The sequence below is a fragment of the Methylobacterium amylolyticum genome, from assembly GCF_030700245.1.
Lineage (GTDB): Bacteria > Pseudomonadota > Alphaproteobacteria > Rhizobiales > Beijerinckiaceae > Methylobacterium.
Map to the genome: position 1 here is coordinate 19,284 of NZ_JAUYZI010000039.1, position 18,621 is coordinate 37,904.

17 protein-coding genes are annotated in these 18,621 nt (G+C 70.2%); 7 read left to right on the top strand and 10 right to left on the bottom strand.

From position 1 onward, the window contains the following. The first annotated feature begins 95 nt into the window (after positions 1-95). The 5 genes from urtB to Q8W71_RS23515 all read left to right on the top strand — a co-directional run bounded on the left by urtB (position 96) and on the right by Q8W71_RS23515 (position 4,995). A complete protein-coding gene (urtB, locus tag Q8W71_RS23495; protein WP_305527839.1) occupies positions 96-1,670 on the top strand; it encodes an urea ABC transporter permease subunit UrtB in 1,575 nt (524 codons plus the stop codon). Between the two features lie 26 nt (positions 1,671-1,696). Then, on the top strand, positions 1,697-2,851 hold the full coding sequence (gene urtC, locus Q8W71_RS23500; RefSeq protein ID WP_305527840.1) for an urea ABC transporter permease subunit UrtC: 1,155 nt from the start codon (positions 1,697-1,699) through the stop codon (positions 2,849-2,851). Further along, positions 2,848-3,669: an urea ABC transporter ATP-binding protein UrtD gene (urtD, locus tag Q8W71_RS23505; RefSeq protein ID WP_305527841.1), complete on the top strand. Its 822-nt coding sequence runs from the start codon at positions 2,848-2,850 to the stop codon at positions 3,667-3,669. The genes urtC and urtD overlap by 4 nt, the downstream gene beginning before the upstream one ends. 250 nt (positions 3,670-3,919) lie before the next feature. After that, on the top strand, positions 3,920-4,615 hold the full coding sequence (gene urtE, locus Q8W71_RS23510) for an urea ABC transporter ATP-binding subunit UrtE (RefSeq protein ID WP_305527842.1): 696 nt from the start codon (positions 3,920-3,922) through the stop codon (positions 4,613-4,615). Positions 4,616-4,701: 86 nt separating this feature from the next. Then, the gene (locus Q8W71_RS23515) at positions 4,702-4,995 is read left to right on the top strand and encodes a hypothetical protein (protein WP_305527843.1); all 294 of its coding nucleotides are present in this window, start codon (positions 4,702-4,704) and stop codon (positions 4,993-4,995) included. Here the strand turns inward: Q8W71_RS23515 and Q8W71_RS23520 are convergent. The 3 genes from Q8W71_RS23520 to Q8W71_RS23530 all read right to left on the bottom strand — a co-directional run bounded on the left by Q8W71_RS23520 (position 4,987) and on the right by Q8W71_RS23530 (position 7,859). Then, positions 4,987-5,595 (bottom strand): hypothetical protein, encoded by a 609-nt coding sequence (locus Q8W71_RS23520; RefSeq protein ID WP_305527844.1) that lies wholly within the window; start codon positions 5,593-5,595, stop codon positions 4,987-4,989. The two genes, Q8W71_RS23515 and Q8W71_RS23520, sit on opposite strands and share 9 nt — an antisense overlap. 111 nt (positions 5,596-5,706) lie before the next feature. Continuing rightward, positions 5,707-7,107: an ATP-binding protein gene (locus Q8W71_RS23525; protein ID WP_305527845.1), complete on the bottom strand. Its 1,401-nt coding sequence runs from the start codon at positions 7,105-7,107 to the stop codon at positions 5,707-5,709. After that, complete coding sequence (locus Q8W71_RS23530; RefSeq protein WP_370875516.1) at positions 7,104-7,859, bottom strand: response regulator; 756 nt, start codon at positions 7,857-7,859, stop codon at positions 7,104-7,106. Before Q8W71_RS23530 ends, Q8W71_RS23525 begins: the two co-directional genes overlap by 4 nt. A gap of 98 nt (positions 7,860-7,957) precedes the next feature. Here Q8W71_RS23530 and Q8W71_RS23535 point away from each other — a divergent pair, with 98 nt between their 5' ends. Then, positions 7,958-9,184: an acyl-CoA dehydrogenase family protein gene (locus Q8W71_RS23535; protein ID WP_305527846.1), complete on the top strand. Its 1,227-nt coding sequence runs from the start codon at positions 7,958-7,960 to the stop codon at positions 9,182-9,184. 135 nt (positions 9,185-9,319) lie between these two features. Beyond that, positions 9,320-11,185: a glycoside hydrolase family 15 protein gene (locus Q8W71_RS23540; protein ID WP_305527847.1), complete on the top strand. Its 1,866-nt coding sequence runs from the start codon at positions 9,320-9,322 to the stop codon at positions 11,183-11,185. 185 nt (positions 11,186-11,370) lie between these two features. Here Q8W71_RS23540 and Q8W71_RS23545 read toward each other — a convergent pair whose 3' ends face one another. The 7 genes from Q8W71_RS23545 to Q8W71_RS23575 all read right to left on the bottom strand — a co-directional run bounded on the left by Q8W71_RS23545 (position 11,371) and on the right by Q8W71_RS23575 (position 18,616). Further along, complete coding sequence (locus Q8W71_RS23545) at positions 11,371-12,084, bottom strand: ABC transporter ATP-binding protein (protein WP_305527848.1); 714 nt, start codon at positions 12,082-12,084, stop codon at positions 11,371-11,373. An 8-nt stretch (positions 12,085-12,092) separates the two neighbouring features. Beyond that, positions 12,093-13,388, bottom strand: a complete 1,296-nt coding sequence (locus Q8W71_RS23550; protein WP_305527849.1) for a lipoprotein-releasing ABC transporter permease subunit — start codon at positions 13,386-13,388, stop codon at positions 12,093-12,095. A 12-nt stretch (positions 13,389-13,400) separates the two neighbouring features. Next, the gene (gene proS / locus Q8W71_RS23555) at positions 13,401-14,726 is read right to left on the bottom strand and encodes a proline--tRNA ligase (RefSeq protein WP_305527850.1); all 1,326 of its coding nucleotides are present in this window, start codon (positions 14,724-14,726) and stop codon (positions 13,401-13,403) included. A gap of 536 nt (positions 14,727-15,262) precedes the next feature. Further along, positions 15,263-15,598, bottom strand: a complete 336-nt coding sequence (locus tag Q8W71_RS23560; protein WP_305527851.1) for a DUF1467 family protein — start codon at positions 15,596-15,598, stop codon at positions 15,263-15,265. Next, the gene (mce, locus tag Q8W71_RS23565; RefSeq protein WP_305527852.1) at positions 15,595-15,999 is read right to left on the bottom strand and encodes a methylmalonyl-CoA epimerase; all 405 of its coding nucleotides are present in this window, start codon (positions 15,997-15,999) and stop codon (positions 15,595-15,597) included. Before mce ends, Q8W71_RS23560 begins: the two co-directional genes overlap by 4 nt. A 64-nt stretch (positions 16,000-16,063) precedes the next feature. Then, positions 16,064-17,737 (bottom strand): ribonuclease J, encoded by a 1,674-nt coding sequence (locus Q8W71_RS23570; RefSeq protein WP_305527853.1) that lies wholly within the window; start codon positions 17,735-17,737, stop codon positions 16,064-16,066. 18 nt (positions 17,738-17,755) lie between these two features. Beyond that, entirely contained in the window at positions 17,756-18,616 is an 861-nt protein-coding gene (locus Q8W71_RS23575) for a biotin--[acetyl-CoA-carboxylase] ligase (protein ID WP_305527854.1), read from the bottom strand. Positions 18,617-18,621: the final 5 nt, after the last annotated feature.

The window sequence follows — 18,621 nt, forward strand, 5'->3', positions numbered from 1 at the left end:
TCAGGATTGAGCGATCCGGTGCCTTCCGCACCTCCCCCACCTCCACCTCCTCCCCGCAAGGGGGAGGAGAGTCCGGCCGCTGTTTCCGAGTCCCGATGACCCGCCTCCTCGCCCTCCTGTTCCTGCTGCTGTCCGCCCCCGCGCTGGCGCAGAACGCCGACCCCTACGCGGGCCTCGCCGGCGACGGCTACGCCGAGATCGAGGCGGGCGTCTCCGGCCTCGCCGCGAGCGGCGACCCGCGCGCCGGGGCGATCCTCGCCGCGCTCGCCGACGGCCGGCTCCTCGTCCGGCCCGCCGACAAGGCCCTCTTCATCAGACAGGGCGGCGCCGTGGTCGACGCGCGCACCGGCGCGGCCGCCGCGGACGCCGCCGATCTCAAGCCGGTGAAGGCCAACAACCGGGTGCGCCGGGCGATCGAGGCGGCCCGCGGCCAGCTCGACCTCGCGAGCCCCGAGACCGGCCGCCGCCGCGCCGCCGCCGACGCGGTGTTCAAGGCCCGCGACGCGGCCGCGCTCCCCGCCCTCGACGCGGCTCTGGCCCGCGAGAAGGATGCCGGCGTCCGCCAAGCGATGACCGAGGCGCGGGCCGCCGTGCTGCTCGCCCGGCCCGGCACGCCGGAGGTCGACCGCCTGAATGCGGTCCCCCCGATCCAGGCCCGCGGCGACGGCGACGCCATGGGCATCCTGCGCGGGCTCGGCTCCGACCCGAGCGAGGCGGTGCGCGCGGCGGCCGCCCGCGGCATCGCGGCGATCGAGACCCGGCTCGCGATCGTCGGCGCCCTCCAGAACGTCTGGTACGGGGTTTCGCTGGGCTCGGTGCTGCTGCTCGCGGCGATCGGGCTCGCCATCACCTTCGGGGTGATGGGCGTGATCAACATGGCCCACGGCGAGATGGTGATGCTCGGGGCCTACACGACCTACCTCGTGCAGGAGCTGATCCGGGCGAAGATGCCGGGCCTGTTCGGCTGGTCGCTCGCCATCAGCATCCCCTGCGCCTTCCTCGTCGCCGGCCTCGTCGGCGTGCTGATCGAGCGGTTCGTCATCCGCTTCCTCTACGGCCGCCCCCTGGAGACCCTGCTCGCCACCTTCGGCGTGAGTCTCGTCCTCCAGCAGGCGGTGCGCTCGCTCTTCGGCCCGACCAACCGCGAGGTCGGGGCGCCGGCCTTCATGAGCGGCGCCTTCGATTTCTACGGGCTGTCGGTCACCTGGGGCCGGCTGTGGATCATCGTGTTCGCGATGGCCGTCTTCTTCGGGCTGCTGTTCGTCCTGCGCAAGACGGCGTTCGGCCTGAAGACCCGGGCCGTCACCCAGAACCGGCGCATGGCCGCGGCGATGGGCATCCGCACGCCCTACGTCGACGCCCTGACCTTCGGCCTCGGCTCGGGCATCGCCGGCATCGCCGGGGTGGCGCTGTCGCAGATCGATAACGTCTCGCCCAATCTCGGCCAGGGCTACATCATCGACTCGTTCCTCGTGGTGGTGTTCGGCGGCGTCGGCAACCTCTGGGGGACGCTGGTCGCGGCGCTGACGCTGGGCGTCGTGAACAAGCTCGCCGAACCCTATGTCGGCGCGGTGCTCGCCAAGATCGGCCTGCTCGTCTTCATCATCCTGTTCATCCAGAAGCGCCCGCGCGGGCTGTTCGCGCTGAAGGGCCGGGCGGTGGAATCGTGAGCGGCGTCCGCGCAGGGAACCCCGGCATGTCCCCCCGCAGCCGCCTCATCGACCCGAAGGGCTGGATCTTCCTCGCCGCCCTCGGCGCCTTCTGCGTCGCCGTGCCGGTGCTGAACCTCGTCGTGCCCGAGGGCTCGGGGCTGCACCTGCCGACCTACCTCGTGGCCCTGTTCGGCAAATACCTCGCCTACGCCCTGCTCGCGGTCAGCCTCGACCTCGTCTGGGGCTATTGCGGCATCCTCTCGCTCGGCCACGGGGCGTTCTTCGCGCTGGGCGGCTACGCGATGGGCATGTACCTGATGCGCCAGATCGGCCCGCGCGGGGTCTACGGCAACCCGGTGCTGCCCGACTTCATGGTGTTCCTGAACTACAAGGAACTGCCCTGGTACTGGTACGGCTTCGACCACTTCGCCTTCGCCGCGCTGATGGTGCTGCTGGTGCCGGGCCTGCTCGCCTTCGTGTTCGGCTGGCTCGCCTTCCGCTCTCGGGTGACGGGGGTCTACCTGTCGATCATCACCCAGGCGCTGACCTACGCGCTGATGCTCGCCTTCTTCCGCAACGACATGGGGCTCGGGGGGAACAACGGGCTGACCGACTTCAAGGATCTGCTGGGCTTCTCCGTCCAGTCCCAGAATTTCCGGGTCGGGATCTTCGTCGCCACCGGTGTGGCCCTGGCGCTGGGCTACCTGATCGCCCGGTTCATGACCGTCTCGGCCTACGGAAAGATCCTGATCGCGGTGCGCGACGCCGAGAGCCGCACCCGCTTCCTCGGCTACCGGCCGGAGCACTACAAGACGCTGGCCTTTACCGTCTCGGCGATGATGGCGGGCGTGGCCGGCGCCCTCTACGTGCCGCAGGTCGGCATCATCAATCCCGGCGAGTTCGCGCCGGGCAACTCGATCGAGGCGGTGATCTGGGTCGCGGTCGGCGGCCGCGGCACGCTGGTCGGCGCGGCGCTCGGCGCGGTGCTGGTCAACTACGCCAAGACCGTGCTGACCGGGGCGATGCCCGATGCGTGGCTGTTCGCGCTCGGCGCCCTGTTCGTGGTCGTGACGCTGTTCCTGCCGCGCGGCCTCGTCGGCACCGCCGTCGAGCGGCTCGGCGGCCGGCGCGCGGCGGCCAAGCTCCCGCCGGAGCCCGCCATCGCCCCGAAGCTCGCGGAAGAAGGCCAGGGCTCGTGAGTACCGCCACCCTCGAACCCCCGGCCGCGCACGCGACGCCGCCGGGCCTCGGAACAGGCCCGGCCAACAAGAAACGACAGACGGACGCGCTGCTGTATCTCGACGACCTGCGAGTGACGTTCGACGGCTACAAGGCCCTGCGCGGGCTGTCGCTCACCCTCAGCCGCGGCGAGATGCGGGCGATCATCGGCCCGAACGGTGCCGGCAAGACCACGATGATGGACTGCATCACCGGCAAGACCCGGCCGGATACCGGTATCGCCCTGTTCGACGGCACCCACGACCTGCTGACGCTCGACGAGCCGGCGATCGCCGACCTCGGCATCGGCCGCAAGTTCCAGAAGCCCACCGTATTCGAGAGCCACACGCTCTCCGACAACATCCTGCTGGCGCTGAAGGGGCCGCGCGCCGGGTTCAGCTCCCTGTTCGGCTGGCGCAACCGGGTGGAGCGGGGGCGGATCGACGCCCTCTTGGAGACGGTCGGCCTGCTGCCCCACCGCGACCGCCCGGCGGCCGATCTCAGCCACGGCCAGAAGCAGTGGCTGGAGATCGGCATGCTGCTCGCGCAGGACCCGAAGCTCCTGCTGGTGGACGAGCCGGTGGCCGGCATGACCGACGCGGAGACGGCCGAGACGGCCAACCTCCTGCGCCGCATCGCGGGCGAGCACGCCGTGGTGGTGGTCGAGCACGACATGCACTTCGTCCGGGCGCTCGAATGCCGCGTCACCTGCCTGCACGAGGGCGCGGTGCTGGCCGAGGGCTCGATCGACGCGGTCTCCGCCGACCCGCGGGTGGTCGAGGTGTATCTGGGGCGATGATGGGACGGCGTCTTCATGTGGCGAAAGGTGCGCCGACGGGCCCCCTCCCCCCTCTGCGGGGGAGGGTGGGCAAGAAGGCGCCCCTCGCGTCAGGTCGGGTCGGGAGAGGGGCAGCGCGACGGTTCAGGATGAAGGGCCCGTCGCGACCTGTCCGGCACTGTCGCTCCCCTCTCCCGACCCGCTTCGCGGGCCACCCTCCCCCGCAGAGGGGGGAGGGAAACTGCGCCGCAACGCACTGTGGTACGCGATCATGCTGAGCGTCGAGGGCATCGACCTGTACTACGGCGCCGCGCAGGCGTTGCGCGGCGTCTCGCTGAACGCCGAGGCCGGGCAGGTCACCACCGTGCTCGGGCGCAACGGCGTCGGCAAGACCTCGCTGATGCGGGCGATCGTCGGGCAGCAGCCGGTCCGCGGCGGCGCCATCCGCCTCGCCGGCCGCCCGATCCAGGGGCTCGCCCCCTACGACCGGGCCCGGGCGGGCGTCGCCTTCGTGCCGCAGGGCCGCGAGATCTTCCCCCTGCTCACCGTCAAGGAGAACCTCGAGACCGGTTTCGCGCCGCTCAAGCGCCGCGACCGCCACGTGCCCGGCGAGATCTACGACCTCTTCCCCGTGCTGAAGGACATGCTGCACCGGCGCGGCGGCGACCTCTCGGGCGGCCAGCAGCAGCAGCTCGCCATCGCCCGCGCCCTGGTGACCCGCCCCAAGCTCCTGGTGCTCGACGAGCCGACCGAGGGCATCCAGCCCTCGATCATCAAGGATATCGGCCGGGCGATCACCTACCTGCGCGGCAAGGGCGAGATGGCGATCGTGCTGGTCGAGCAGTATTTCGAGTGGGCCCGCGACTTGTGCGACACATACGCGGTGATGGATCGCGGCCAGGTGGTGCTGTCGGGCTCCCGGTCCGAGATGGTCGAGGCCGACGTGCTCCCGTGGATGTCGGTGTGAGGGCGGACGCGGAACAAGTCCAAATGTTGCAAATTTGCCTTTAGATTGCTATGATAAATTTCAGATAGCGTTCTGGAAGGCGCATTATGGCTCGTACTCTTGAGGCAGATATTTTGGTTCCTACCCTTAAAGGGCTGGCAACAAATGGGTGTATGGATACCGCAGCAAGGCTGGCTTATCTCGAAGGAGTAATGACCTTATCAGAAGAAGACCTCGAAATTCTCAACAATCGCAACGATACTCGGTTTAGTCAAATAGTTAGAAATCAAGTTTCGCACAGGAATGACGAAGGTAATATCGTCGCGGAGGGTTATGCAACCTATGATCCTGTGCGCGGACTGTGCATTACTGATAAGGGGCGGAAGTTGATTTCACGCTAGGCCGGTCGGGGAGTATTTTTGCTTATAACCTGGCTTAAACCACTTTAATTCTGTTCGGCTGGGTGCATCTTTGTCCCAGACAAACCATGCATAGGCGGTGGTGCCAGTACCTTTCTGCACAGCCCCGTGTGGATAAAAGGTTATGCGCTCGCTAAAAATCCAGACTCGACTTGGAGGATTAGTTTCAAAGATTGTTCGTTGTCTGTTAGCTCCCTCAAGAAAGGCCAGCCTCAAAAGCAACGCAAACTTCCGGCCTGAGTTTTGCAGTCCGCTTTTTACAAAACCCTCTGCGCTGTTGTAGGGGGGGTTTGTGACGATATTATCAAATCGCCTTTTGCTCGACACAAAATCGTGACCTATCTCGCCGAAGCCTCTGTCATAAAGATCTGAACTGGATACTTGATTATTTATCTTACTTAGTACGGCGGACATTGCGCCATTGCCACAAGCGCATTCCCAAAGATCGCCATCGAAGCGTTCGTTATCAATTAGCGCATAAGTTGCCCAGCCCGGAGTTGGGAAGAAATCTGGGCCATCCAGATCAGCAAAGCGCTTCATGGTCGGCTTGAAGCCGCCATTGAGGAAGTACGTCGAATCCATATCAAATTTATAGCAGAATCAGTAACTTATGCAACAGGCGGGGGGTGTTGTCGTTGACGCAGTTCCTGTTTTGTTCTAAGTGCTTGCAGCAAAACGCGTTCTCAAGAAAAATCACGCGGCTCGCGCGTCTTCAATTTGATCGATAGGTCCCAGATGACTCGGGCGAAGTCTACCGGCAAATGTCTGCGCCGCCAGCGGCAATTCGATCGCCGCGCACAGGCCTCCCTCCGGCCGGTTCTCCAGGGTCAGGCGGCCGTCATGGGCCTCGACGATCGCCTGGACGATCGACAGGCCGAGGCCGAAGCCGCTGGCCGCGTTGAGGTTGCGCGCCCGGTCGCCGCGCACGAACGGCTGGAGCATCAGCTCGCGCTCGGCCTCGGGGATGCCGGGGCCGGGATCGAGCACGCTGACCCGCACGCCGCGCTCGGACGCTTCCATCCGCAGCGTGGCCCGGCCGCCGTACTTCACGGCGTTGTCGACGAGGTTGGTGAGCGCCCGCAGCAGCTCGTCGGGCCGCCCCCGCACCAGCACGTGGCGGCTGCGCGCGACGGTGACGGGCGCGCCGATGTCGGCGAAGCCGTCGCAGACGGTCTGCACCACCGAGGCGAGGTCGACGAGGCTGAGGCTGCCGGCATCGCGCGCCTGCCCGTCGCGCACGAAGGACAGGGCCGCCTCGACGAGGCCGTTCATCTGGTCGAGGTCGCGCAGCGTCGCCGCGCGGGCCGCCTCGTCCTCGATGAACTCGGCGCGCAGGCGCAGGCGGGTGATCGGCGTGCGCAGGTCGTGGCTGATGGCGGCGAGCATCTGGGTGCGGTCGTCGATCAGGCGGCGGACCCGCGCCCGCATCCGGTCGAGCGCCCGCGAGACGGCGAGCACCTCGCGCGGGCCGGCCTCGGGCAGGGCGACGTGGTCGTCGCGGGCGCCGAACGCCTCCGCCGCGCCGGCGAGCCGGGCCAGCGGGGCGGTGAGCGCCCGGGTCGCCCAGACGCAGAGCAGCGCCAGCGTCAGCGCCAGGAACACCACCGTGAAGATCAGCGCCCCGTGGCGGTTCGGGCGCAGCGGGTCGTCGGGCAGCGTGGCTTGCAGGGTCGCGCCGCCGGGCGTGGTGATGCCGAGCCGCAGGAGGTGGCCGGAATCCGTCCCCGCCCCGCCGAGGTTCACGACGTCGAGCGGCCGGGCGAAGGAGGCGCGCAGCCGCCGGATCACCGGGTGGTCCGGCGCGGGGCCGGCCTCCGGCGGCGCCTGGCCGTCCCAGGGCGCGACGTTGACCATCGGCAGGTTGCGGGCGCCGGCGATCAGCGCGGGCCGCACCGCCGGGTCGGCGGCGTCGAGCAGGCGGGCGAGCGTCCCGAGGCGCCCGGCGGCCACGCCCGGCATCGCGTCGGGGTTCTGCGGCTCGTGCAGCAGCAGGAAGGCGAGCGTCGCCACGGTGTGGGCGACGGCGATGGCCGCGACCACCAGCAGGGCGATCTGCCCCGCGATGCTGCGCGGGCGCAGCCGGGCGAGCGTCATGAGCGCGTGACCTCCGGCGTGAACAGGTAGCCTCCCGAGCGGATCGTGCGGATGAACTCCGGGTTGCGCGTGTCGCGCTCGATCTTCTGGCGGATGCGCGAGATCAGAACGTCGATGCTGCGCTCGAACGGGCCGGCGGCCCGCCCCTGCGTCAGGTCGAGGAGCTGGTCGCGCGACAGCACCCGGCCCGGGCGCAGGCAGAGCGCGTGCAGCAGGTCGAACTCGGCGCCCGTGATCGCGATGCGCGCGCCCTCCGGCGACAGCACCTGCCGGAGCGACACGTCCAGCGTCCAGCCGGAGAAGTGCAGGCGGCGGCGCTCGTCGCTGTCCGGCGCCTCGGCGGCGACGCGGCGCAGGATGGCGCGGATGCGGGCGAGCAGCTCCCGCGGGTTGAACGGCTTGGCGAGGTAGTCGTCCGCCCCGAGTTCGAGTCCGAGGATCCGGTCGACCTCCTCGGACTTGGCGGTGAGGATCAGGATCGGCACCTGCGACGTCTCGCGCAGGCGCCGGCACAGGCTCAGGCCGTCCTCGCCCGGCAGCATCAGGTCGAGCACGATCAGGTCGATGCGCGATTCCGACAGCGCCCGCTCCATCTCGCGGCCGTCGCCGGCCAGCGTCACGCGGCACTCGTTGCCGCGCAGGTAGCGGGCGACCAGGGCGGAGATTTCCCGGTCGTCCTCGACCACGAGGATGTGGGGTGTGGCGGGCGCGGTCATCGGGTGAGACTGCACGAGCGGTTCGGCGAGCGTCATGCTGATCTTATGCACCCGCGTCCGTGATATTCGAAGATGCGCGGTGGAACCAATTTGTAACCCGGTGTTTCCCGACCCGCGAAGAACGGAGAAACGCTTTGGGCGCGTCGGACAGGATTGAACCGCAGCCGCCGGAACTGGCCTCGCCGTGGCGGACGCAGGCGCGCGCGGCGCTCCAGGCGGAGGCCCGGGCCTTCGCCCACGACGTGGTGCTGCCGCTGGCCGACGAACTCGACCGGCAGAAGGCCGAGATGCCCCGGTCGCTGATCGCGGCGATGGCGGAGAAGGGCTGGTTCGGCCTGACGATCCCGCAGGAGCACGGCGGGATGGGACTCGGGGTGTTCGAGTACTGCCTCGTCTCGGAGGAGCTGGCCCGGGCGTGGCTGTCGGTCGGCTCGATCCTCGCCCGCGGACAGGGCCTCGGCACCCAGACCCTCGACCCCGAGCGGCGCGCCGCGCTGATGCGGCGCTCGGCCAAGGGCGACTGGATCGGCTCGATCTCGCTCTCGGAGCCCGGGGCCGGCTCGGACCTCGCCGGGGTCCAGACCCGGGCGGTGCGCGACGGCGACGTGTGGGTGCTGACCGGGCGCAAGCGCTGGGCCGGCTTCGCGGAGGGCGCCGACTTCATCGAGGTGCTGGCCCGGACCCGGGAACCGGAGGACGGCGAGTCGCGCTCGGCCGGGCTGGAGCCGTTCCTCGTGGTCAAGGAGCGCGGCACCTTCCCGGCCGGCATCACCGCCCGGGTGATCGACAAGATCGGCTATCACGGCTTCCGCACCTTCGAGCTCGACCTCGACGGCGTGCGCGTGCCCGAGAGCGACCGCCTCACCGGCCTGTACGGCGACCAGGGGGCGGACGCGGATTCGGGGGGCTTCGCCGCCGTGCAGCGCGGGCTCAACATCGCCCGGGTGCACACCGCCGCCCGGGCGGTCGGCGTGGCGCGCGCCGCCGTGGAGGACACGCAGGCCTATCTCCAGGAGCGCGAGCAGTTCGGCCACAAGATCGGCGACTTCCAGGCCCTGCGGTTCGCGCTGGCCGACATGGCCGCCGAGGTCGCGCAAGCCCGCGCCTTCTGGCAGCAGGTCGCGCATCTCCTCGACCAGGGCGAGCCGGCCGAGTCGGAATCGGCGATGGTGAAGCTGCTCGCCACCGAGATGGCCGTGCGGGTTACCAACCAGGCGATGCAGCTCCACGGCGGCAACGGCTACACCACGGAGCGCCGGGTCGAGCGCTACTGGCGCGACGCGCGCCTGACCACGATCTTCGAGGGCACCAGCGAGATCCAGCGCCGGATCATCAGCGACCGGATGCTGCCGCGGGCCTGACGCCCGCGGGACCCCCGCGGAGCCCGTGCGGCGAATCGTCGAGGCGCCCTCCCCGCGCGGCGGCGGTCGGCTACCTTCCCTCGGCACAGCATCGTGCCCCGCGGCGGTCGCCGCCGACCGTCTTCCGGAAGCGCCGTGTCGAAGCCCATCAGCGATTACGCCCTCGTCGGCGATACCCATTCCTGCGCGCTGATCGCCCGCGACGGCTCGGTGGACTGGCTGTGCTGGCCGCGCCACGATTCGCCGGCCCTGTTCCTGAAGCTCCTCGACGACGAGAAGGGCGGCGCCTGCACGGTCGCCTTCGCCGGGCTGGAGGAGACGGCGCGCCGCTATCTCCCCGAGACCAACATCCTGGAGACGATCTTCACCACGGGGACCGGGCGTGCCCGCCTCACCGACCTGATGCCGGTCGATCCGCCGAGCCCCGAGCCCGAGGAGGGGCCCGACGGCGAGGGCGAGAGCCGGCTGATCCGGCTCCTGACCTGCGACGAAGGCACGGTGGAGGGCCGCTTCGTCGTCCGCCCGACCTTCGACTACGCCCGCCGCCCCTGCACGCCCGTCGCGGAGGCCGGCTCGGTGCTGTTCGAGGCCGGAGACTGGCGCCTGCGTGTCAACGCGCATCCCGCGACGCTTGTCGCGGACGACGACGTCGCGGAGGTCCGGTTCCGCCTGACGGCGGGCGAGACCGCCTACCTCGTTCTCACCCACGGCGAGGATCGCGAGGACGCCTGCATCGAGGATCTGGAAGGCGCGCGGCGGCGGCTGGCGACCACCATCGAATATTGGCGGCGCTGGAGCGGGCGCTGCACCTATCGGGGTCCCTATCGCGAGGCGGTGCTGCGCTCGGCGCTGTGCCTCAAGCTGCTGACCTACTCGCCCTCCGGCGGCATCGTCGCGGCGGCCACCGCCGGCCTGCCGGAGGCGGTGCCGGGGGACCGCAACTACGATTACCGCTTCACGTGGATGCGCGACGCCGCCTTCACGGTCACCGCCTTCGTGATGCTGGGCTACGTGCGCGAGGCCTCGGAATTCCTGCGCTTCCTGCGCGAGCAGGACGGCACGTTCGGCCGCGAGACCCGGCTGATGTACGGGATCTGCGAGGGCATGCCGCGGGAGGAGGTGCTCGACCACCTCTCCGGCTGGAACGGCGTCGGTCCGGTGGTGATCGGAAACGCCGCGGAGGGGCAGGACCAGCACGACATCTACGGCGAGCTGATCCGGGCGCTGTGCATCTTCCTGGAGGCGGTGGATTACGACCCGCCGGAGAAGGTCAACGACCGCCTGCCCGAGGTGCTCGACAACCTCACCGCCCGGGCGATCCGCCACCGGCACGACGCCGACCACGGCATCTGGGAGTTGCGCACCGGCCCGCGCCAGCAGCTCCACTCCAAGGCGATGATCTGGGTGGCGCTGACCGACGCCGCCCGCATCGCCCGCAACATCGCGGGCGTGCCGCCTGAGAAGATCGCCTTGTGGGAGCGCGTGGCCGCCGAGATCCGTGCCGAGTATCACGAGAAGGGCTGGAGCGACGCGCAGCAGGCGTATACCGGCGCCTACGGCTCGCATCACCTCGACGCGGCGGTGCTGCGGGTCGCCCTGTTCGGCGCGCTCGACCCCTCCGACCCCCGCACCCGTTCGACGCTCGCCGCGGTTGAGCGCGACCTCGGCGCGGGCGACCTGATCTACCGCTACCGGATGGAGGACGGGTTGAAGGGCGACGAGGGCGCCTTCACGGCCTGCGCGTTCTGGCGGGTCGGCTGCCTCGCCCTCGACGGGCGGACCGCCGAGGCGCAGGCGGTGTTCGAGCGGCTGATCGCCCGGGGCAACGATGTCGGCCTGTTCGCGGAGGAGATCGACCCGGCGACCGGCGAGCAGCGGGGCAACACCCCGCAGGGCTTCTCGCACATGGCGCTGATCAACGCCGCCCTGCGGCTGGAGAGCAGCATCGGCCGGTTCGGCGTCTCCGATGGGCCGGAGGAGGCGCGGCGGGCGGCGGAGTGATACGGCTTCCGGTCGAAGGGTTCGGGATCGCGCCTCTCCGCCTAGCGCCACTCCGTCTTCGTGAGGGGCAGCGGGCAATCCAGCGGCACCACGTCCGATGGCCTCAAGCGGTCCTGGGTCGGGTCGCCGCACTCGCGAGGACGACATAGGCGCGGACAACCGAGCGGTTCAGCCCGGGACCGCCCTCAGTCGAGCGGCGTGATCAGCCCGTCGCGGATGGTCACGCGGCGGTCCATGCGCGCGGCCAGCTCCATGTTGTGGGTGGCCACCAGGGCCGCGAGCCCGGAAGCGCGCACCAGCGCCATCAGCACCGAGAAGACGTGGCCGGCGGTGCCGGGGTCGAGGTTGCCGGTGGGCTCGTCGGCGAGCAGCAGCCGCGGCCCGTTGGCGACCGCCCGGGCGATGGCGACGCGCTGCTGCTCGCCCCCCGACAGCTCGGCCGGGCGGTGGGGTAGCCGCTCCCCGAGGCCGAGGAAGCCCAGCAGCTCGGTGGCCCGGGACTTCGCCTCGGCGCGCTTCAAGCCGCGGATGAGCTGCGGCATCACCACGTTCTCCAGCGCCGAGAACTCCGGCAGCAGGTGGTGGAACTGGTAGACGAAGCCCATCTCCTCGCGGCGAAGGCGGGTGCGCTCCGCGTCCCCCATCGCCGCCGTCGGCCGGCCGCCGATATAGACCTCGCCCCCGTCCGGACGCTCCAGCAGGCCGGCGAGGTGCAGGAGCGTCGACTTGCCGGCGCCCGACGGCGCCACCAGCGCCACCAGCTCCCCCGGCCAGATGGCGAGGTCGGCGCCGCGCAGGATCTCCAGCGCGCCCTCCGCCTGCCGATAGCGCCGCTCGACGCGGGCGAAGAACAGGGCCGGCACCGGCTGCGCGCCGGCGGGCTGGCTCTCGTCGGTCATCCGGTGCGTCAGCCGTAGCGCAGCGCCTGCACCGGATCGAGCCGGGCGGCGCGCCAGGAGGGGTACAGCGTCGCCACCAGCGACAGCAGCAGCGAGGTGACCACCACCGCGGTGATCTCGCGCGGGTTCATCTGCGCCGGGATCTCGGCCAGGAACCGCACGGTCGGGTCCCAGGCGCCGGGGAAGAGGAAGCGCTGGATCGGCTTGATGTTGAGGGTGATCAGGATGCCGAGCCCGAGGCCGCACAGGGTCCCGACCACGCCGATCAGCGCGCCGTTGATCAGGAATACCCGCATCACCGTGCCGGGGGTGGCGCCCATGGTGCGCAGGATGGCGATGTCGCTCGACTTGTCGCGCACCAGCAGGATCAGCCCGGAGACGATGTTGAGGGTCGCCACCACGACGATCAGGCTGAGGATCAGGAACATAACGTTGCGCTCGACCTCCAGCGCCCCGAAGAAGGTGCGGTTGCGCTGGCGCCAGTCGGTGAGCAGGATCGGCCGCTCGGCCGCCATCTCCAGGGGCTCGCGCATGTCGAGCACGTGGTCTGGATCGTCGACGTAGATCTCGATCATCGAGACGTCGCCGTCCCGGTTGAAGAAGGTCTGCGCCTCGCTGAGCGGCATGAACACGAAGGTCTGGTCGAACTCGGTCATGCCGACCTCGAACACCGCCTTCACCGTGTAGCTCTTGGTCCGCGGCGCGGTGCCGAACGGCGTGGAGGCGCCCTTGGGCGTCGAGAGGGTGATCGTGTCCCCGGCCTGGAGGCCGAGTCCGTCGGCGAGCCGCCGGCCGATCAGCACGCCGCTGCCGTCGTCGAACCCTTCCAGGGTGCCGCCGCGGATCGAGGAGGAGACGGAGGCGAGCGCGTCGAGGTCCTGGGCCCGCACCCCGCGCACCAGCACCCCCGAGCCGCCATAGGGCGAGGAGGCGAAGGCCTGCCCCTCGACGATCGGGATCGCCGCGCGCACGCCTGCGACCTTCGACAGCCGCTCGGACAGGTCGCTCCAGTCGGTGAAGGTCTTCTCGATCGGCGTAGCGAAGACGTGGCCGTTGATGCCGACGATCTTTGACAGCAGCTCGGCGCGGAAGCCGTTCATCACCGAGAGCACGATGATCAGGGTGGCCACGCCCAGCGCGATGCCGAGCACGGAGAAGAAGGCGACCACCGAGACGCCCCCGCCCCGGCGCCGAGCCCGCAGGTAGCGCCCGGCCAGGATCCACTCGAACGGGGCGAAGGGCGCGGTGCCGCCCCGGAAGGCGGACGCGGCCCCCTTCAGCCGCTCGAGCGCCGCGCCGGCCATCGCGGGCACGGCTTAGGCGCGCCGGATCCGGGCGAGCAGGTCGACGGCCGCGAGACTCTCGCGCTCGCCGCCGGCGCGCCGCTTCAGCTCGACCTTGCCGTCGGCGAGCCCCTTCGGCCCGACGATCACCTGCCAGGGCAGGCCGATCAGGTCCATGGTCGCGAACTTGGCGCCAGGCCGCTCGTCGCGGTCGTCGTAGAGCACGGAGAGGCCCGCAGCCTCCAGCTCGCCCTGGATCTCCGCGCAGGCGGCGTCGGTCCCGGCATCGCCGACCTTGAGGTTGATCAGCGCCACGTCGAACGGCGCCACCGCGTCGGGCCAGATGATCCCGGCCTCGTCGTGGCTGGCCTCGATGATCGCGGCTACGAGCCGGCTCGGGCCGATGCCGTAGCTGCCCATGTGGACCGGCCGCTCGATCCCGTCGGGACCGGCGACCTTGGCGCCCATCGGCTCGGAATACTTGGTGCCGAAGTAGAAGATGTGCCCGACCTCAATGCCGCGGGCGCTCAGCCGGTTCCCCTCCGGCACCTCGGCGAACGCCTCGGGCTCATGCATCTCCTCGGTGGCGGCGTAGTGCGAGGTCCAAGCGTCGACGAGGCCCTGGAGGCCGGCCACGTCGTCGAAGTCGACGTTCTCCGGCGGGATCTCGAAGTCGAGATAGGCGGTGTCGCAGAAGACCTCGCTCTCGCCGGTCCGCGCCAGGATGATGAATTCGTGGCTGAGGTCGCCGCCGATCGGGCCGGTATCGGCGCGCATCGGGATCGCCTTGAGGCCGAGGCCGCTGAAGGTGCGCAGGTAGGCCACGAACATCCGGTTGTAGGCGTGGCGGGCGCCGGCTTGGTCGAAGTCGAACGAGTAGGCGTCCTTCATCAGGAACTCGCGCGAGCGCATGGTGCCGAAGCGCGGGCGCACCTCGTCGCGGAACTTCCACGAGATCTGATAGAGGTTCTTCGGAAGATCCTTGTACGAGCGCACGCTGGCCCGGAAGATCTCGGTGACCATCTCCTCGGCGGTCGGACCGTAGAGCATCTCGCGCTCGTGCCGGTCCTTGAGGCGCAGCATCTCCTTGCCGTAGGCGTCGTAGCGCCCGGACTCCCGCCACAGATCGGCCGATTGCACGGTCGGCAGCAGGATCTCGACGGCGCCCGAGCGGTCCTGCTCGCGGCGGATCACGGCGCAGACCTTCTCCAGCACCCGCAGGCCGAGCGGCAGCCACGCGTAGATGCCGGCCGCCTCCTGGCGCACGAGGCCGGCGCGCAGCATCAGCCGGTGGGAGACGATCTCGGCCTCCTTGGGCGTCTCGCGCAAGGTCGGCAGGAAGTAGCGGGAGAGGCGCATGGCGGATCTTGGAACGGGGGCGGTGCCGGGCCCCGGGCGCGGCGCCGGGGCACACAACACGGCAAGCTTGTAAAACACAAGCGCCGCCGGGTCACGGCGGATGCGGCCGGTCCGCCCCTGCCCGGTCCGAGAGCGTTGTGCTCGCGTCCAGGCAAAAAAGCGCAGATTTTTGGCTCTCACCCGGTGACAGGACGAATTGTTGTTCCTATAAGCGTGCCGCGATGTTTGCGACGCCGGGCAGAGGCGGCGCAGGGTCCGAGTCTCGGGAGGAAAAGCGACCGCCACGCAGTCTAATGCGTAGGACAATTCAAGGTCGAGCCACTGAAGCTTAGAAAGCAAGGCCCCGGGCCTTGCTTTTTTTATTGTCTGCGGCCCCCGCCGCGGCAGGCCTGCGTCCGCGAGGCCTTCCGAATCCGGCGTGCGCCCGTCTGGCGGCGCCGCTCAGAACAACGCACGGTGAGCCTCTTCCCGGCTCACGGTACGTTGTTCTCCGTCCCGGTTTCGGGCGGACGGGGACCGTGTCGACGCGCGTCGCGTTACAGGCCCGCTAAGGGGAAGACGGACAGGGCGGCGAGGAAGACCACGCCGGCCAGCAGCGTCGTCCAGATCGCCTTCTCCCGCAGCCGCGGGGCGGCCGGGGCACCGGGATCCTGGCCGGGCACCACGTGCTCGGGGCGGGTCTCGGGATGGTTGCGCAGGGGCAGGATCGCGAAGAGCAGCGTCCACCACACCACGAAGTACAGGGCGAGCGCGCCCCCCACCGTCAGCTTGAACAGGGTCACCGCCGCCGCGACGAAGGCGGCGACGAGGGCCGCCACGGCGGCGAGCGTCGCGGGCGTCGAGCGCGCCAGGACGTGGTCGAGCCGCGTCACACCTGCTCCAGCTCGACCAGGGTGCCGAGGAAGTCCTTCGGGTGCAGGAACAGCACCGGCTTGCCGTGGGCGCCGATCTTCGGTTCGCCCGTGCCGAGCACCCGGGCGCCCTGCGCCTTCAGCCGGTCGCGGGCGGCGAGGATGTCGTCGACCTCGTAGCAGACGTGGTGGACGCCCCCGTTCGGGTTGCGCTCGACGAACGCCGCGATCGGCGAGCCCTCGCCGAGCGGCGCCATCAGCTCGACCTTGCTGTTGGGCAACTCGACGAACACCACGGTGACCCCGTGCTCGGGCTGGGGCAGCGCCTCCGAGACCCGGGCGCCGAGCGTATCGCGGTAGACGGCGCAGGCCGCGTCGAGGTCCCGCACGGCGATGGCCACGTGGTTGAGCCGCCCGATCATGCTTTTCGTTTCCTTCCCCGCGGTGCCCCTCCCCGCGAGGGGGAGGGAAACAAGCCCTAAGCTATCACACCTCCACCACCTGCACGTGGCAGGCGGGCTTCTTGCCCCAGACCTCGTTGACGGCCTGACGCACGGCGCGGTCCACGCTCTTCTCGACGCCCTCCGAGTCCTTCAGCTTGCCCCGCGACAGGCCGGACAGGGTGCGCGAGACCGCCTCGACCACCACGTCGATCAGCCCCTCGCCGGAGCGGCCGCGGTTGGGCAGGCCGATGATGTCCACCGCCGGCTCGCCCAGCACCACCCCGTCCTCGTCGATCGCGATCGCCACCGAAACGAGGCCGGCCTGCGAGAGCTTGCGCCGCTCGGGGATCGCCCGGTCCTTATCGTCGATCAGCACGTTGCCGTCCTTGAACAGGCGGCCGGCCTTCACGTGATCGACCACCTCGGGCTTGCCGGGGCTCAGGCGGACGACGCTGCCGTTGCGCGCCTTGACGACGTTCTGCACGCCCTGAGCCCGGGCGAAGCGCGCGTGCTCGTCGAGGTGCAGCGCCTCGCCGTGGACCGGGATCGCCGTGCCGGGCCGGGTCCAGCGGTACATCTCGACCATCTCGTCCCGGCGCGGGTGGCCCGAGACGTGGACCAAAGCGGTCCGGTCGGTGACGACCTCCACGCCCTGCTCGATCAGGTCGTTGATGATCGCGCCCACATCCCGCTCGTTGCCGGGGATGGCGCGCGAGGAGAAGATCACCCGGTCGCCGTCGGCGAGCGCGATGTCCGGGTGGTCGCGGCGCGACACCCGGGCGAGCGCGGCGCGGGGCTCGCCCTGCGATCCGGTGAGCAGCGCCACCACCCGGTCGCGGGGAATGTTCTTCCACGAATCGGCGCGGCGGAACTCGGGCAGGCCGTCGAGGTAGCCGCACTCGCGGGCCACGTCGATCACCCGGTCCATGGCGCGGCCGACCGCGATCACCTCGCGCCCGCAAGCCTGCGCCGCCTCGGCCACCGCGCGGATGCGGGCGACGTTCGAGGCGAAGGTGGTCACCGCCACGCGGTGCGGCGCCTCGGCGATCAGGGTCTTCAGCGTCGCCGCGACCTCGCGCTCGCTCGGCGAGAAGCCCTCGCGCACGACGTTGGTGGAATCGCAGACGAGCGCCAGGATGCCCTCGTCGCCGAGCGCCGTGAACGCCTCAGGCGAGGTCACGTCGCCCGCCACCGGCGTCGGATCGATCTTCCAGTCGCCGGTGTGGACGACGAGGCCGGCCGCGGTGCGGATGGCGATCGCGTTCGACTCGGGGATCGAGTGCGAGACGGGCACGAACTCCACCTCGAACGGACCCACCGTCAGCCGCCGCCCGGGCTTGATCTCGCGCAGGTCGACCTTCGGCGCGCCGGGCTCGGAGAGGCGGCGCGTCTCCAGCAGGTTCTTGGCGAAGCGCGTCGCGTAGACCGGCACCTTCAGGCGCGGCCACAGCTCTGAGATCGCGCCGATATGGTCCTCGTGTGCGTGGGTGATGAAGATCCCCAGCAGGTCCTTGCGCCGCTGCTCGATGAAGGTGAGATCGGGGAACATCAGGTCGATGCCAGGCATCGCCTCCTCGCCCGCGAAGCCCATCCCGCAATCGACCATGATCCACTTGCGGCCCTTCTCCGGGCCGAACCCGTAGAGCCCTGCATTCATCCCGATCTCGCCCACGCCGCCGAGCGGCAGGAAGACCAGCTCCTCCTGACCCATCACCATCTCTATCGTCGTCCAACATCACGCCGCCGTCGCGGCCGTTCCAAAATGCACTTCGCCGGCGGTCACGATGCGCCGGCTATCGTCGGGGCCGAGGATCACGAGCCGCCCCCCCTCGTCGATCGTCTCGAACAGACCCCGCAGGATCTGCCCGCCGCTCGTCACCGCGATCTCGGACCCGAGACCCGCGGCCCGCGCGAGCCAGCGCGCGCGCACGAGCGAGAAATTCCGTCCCCCGTCCCAGGCGCGCGCCTGCGCGGCCAGATGGTCGGAGAGGTGCTCCAGTAGCGTCTCCGCGCCGCCCGCGTAACCCATCGCGGCGAGGCATGTGGGCTGCGGCTTGGCCGGCAAGCCCTCGGGGGCCGCCGCGACGTTGACGCCGAAGCCGATGACCACCGCGCGCCGCCCGCCCGGAAGCGTCTCGGCCTCCAGCAGCAGCCCGGCGAGCTTGCCGTGACCGAGCAGCACGTCGTTCGGCCACTTCAGCCGCACAGATCGTGCGGGATCCGCTCCATCCCAGTCCGGCAGGGTGCCGCAGGCGGCTTCGATCGCGCCGACCAGAGCGAGGCCCGCCACGAAGCCGAGTTCGGCGAGATGCTCCGGCGCGACCCGCGGCACCGGCCACAGCACGCTCGCCGCGAGGTTGCCGGGGAGCGAGGCCCAGGCGTTCCCGCGCCGGCCGCGTCCCGCCTCCTGGCTGCGGGTCACGACCCAGAGCGGGCCGGCCTCGCCGGCGCGCGCCCGCTCCAGCGCTTCCGTGTTGGTGGAGCCGAGGCGGTCGTGGACGTGGAGGCGATGCCCCCCTGCCCGCGCCGCCTCGCCGAGGCGGTACGCCGACGGTCCCCGCTGTGCCGTGCCCTCTTGCGCCGAACCGGCAGCCACGTCGG

What these genes read in the sequence shown, in the direction of transcription:
- urtB (WP_305527839.1), top strand. Translation starts at nt 96, where the DNA reads ATGACCCGCCTCCTCGCCCTCCTGTTCCTGCTGCTGTCCGCCCCCGCG.
- urtC (WP_305527840.1), top strand. Translation starts at nt 1,697, where the DNA reads ATGTCCCCCCGCAGCCGCCTCATCGACCCGAAGGGCTGGATCTTCCTC.
- urtE (WP_305527842.1), top strand. Translation starts at nt 3,920, where the DNA reads ATGCTGAGCGTCGAGGGCATCGACCTGTACTACGGCGCCGCGCAGGCG.
- Q8W71_RS23515 (WP_305527843.1), top strand. Translation starts at nt 4,702, where the DNA reads ATGGCTCGTACTCTTGAGGCAGATATTTTGGTTCCTACCCTTAAAGGG.
- Q8W71_RS23520 (WP_305527844.1), bottom strand. Translation starts at nt 5,595, where the DNA reads ATGGATTCGACGTACTTCCTCAATGGCGGCTTCAAGCCGACCATGAAG.
- Q8W71_RS23525 (WP_305527845.1), bottom strand. Translation starts at nt 7,107, where the DNA reads ATGACGCTCGCCCGGCTGCGCCCGCGCAGCATCGCGGGGCAGATCGCC.
- Q8W71_RS23530 (WP_370875516.1), bottom strand. Translation starts at nt 7,859, where the DNA reads ATGACGCTCGCCGAACCGCTCGTGCAGTCTCACCCGATGACCGCGCCC.
- Q8W71_RS23545 (WP_305527848.1), bottom strand. Translation starts at nt 12,084, where the DNA reads ATGACCGACGAGAGCCAGCCCGCCGGCGCGCAGCCGGTGCCGGCCCTG.
- Q8W71_RS23550 (WP_305527849.1), bottom strand. Translation starts at nt 13,388, where the DNA reads ATGGCCGGCGCGGCGCTCGAGCGGCTGAAGGGGGCCGCGTCCGCCTTC.
- proS (WP_305527850.1), bottom strand. Translation starts at nt 14,726, where the DNA reads ATGCGCCTCTCCCGCTACTTCCTGCCGACCTTGCGCGAGACGCCCAAG.
- mce (WP_305527852.1), bottom strand. Translation starts at nt 15,999, where the DNA reads ATGATCGGGCGGCTCAACCACGTGGCCATCGCCGTGCGGGACCTCGAC.
- Q8W71_RS23570 (WP_305527853.1), bottom strand. Translation starts at nt 17,737, where the DNA reads ATGGTGATGGGTCAGGAGGAGCTGGTCTTCCTGCCGCTCGGCGGCGTG.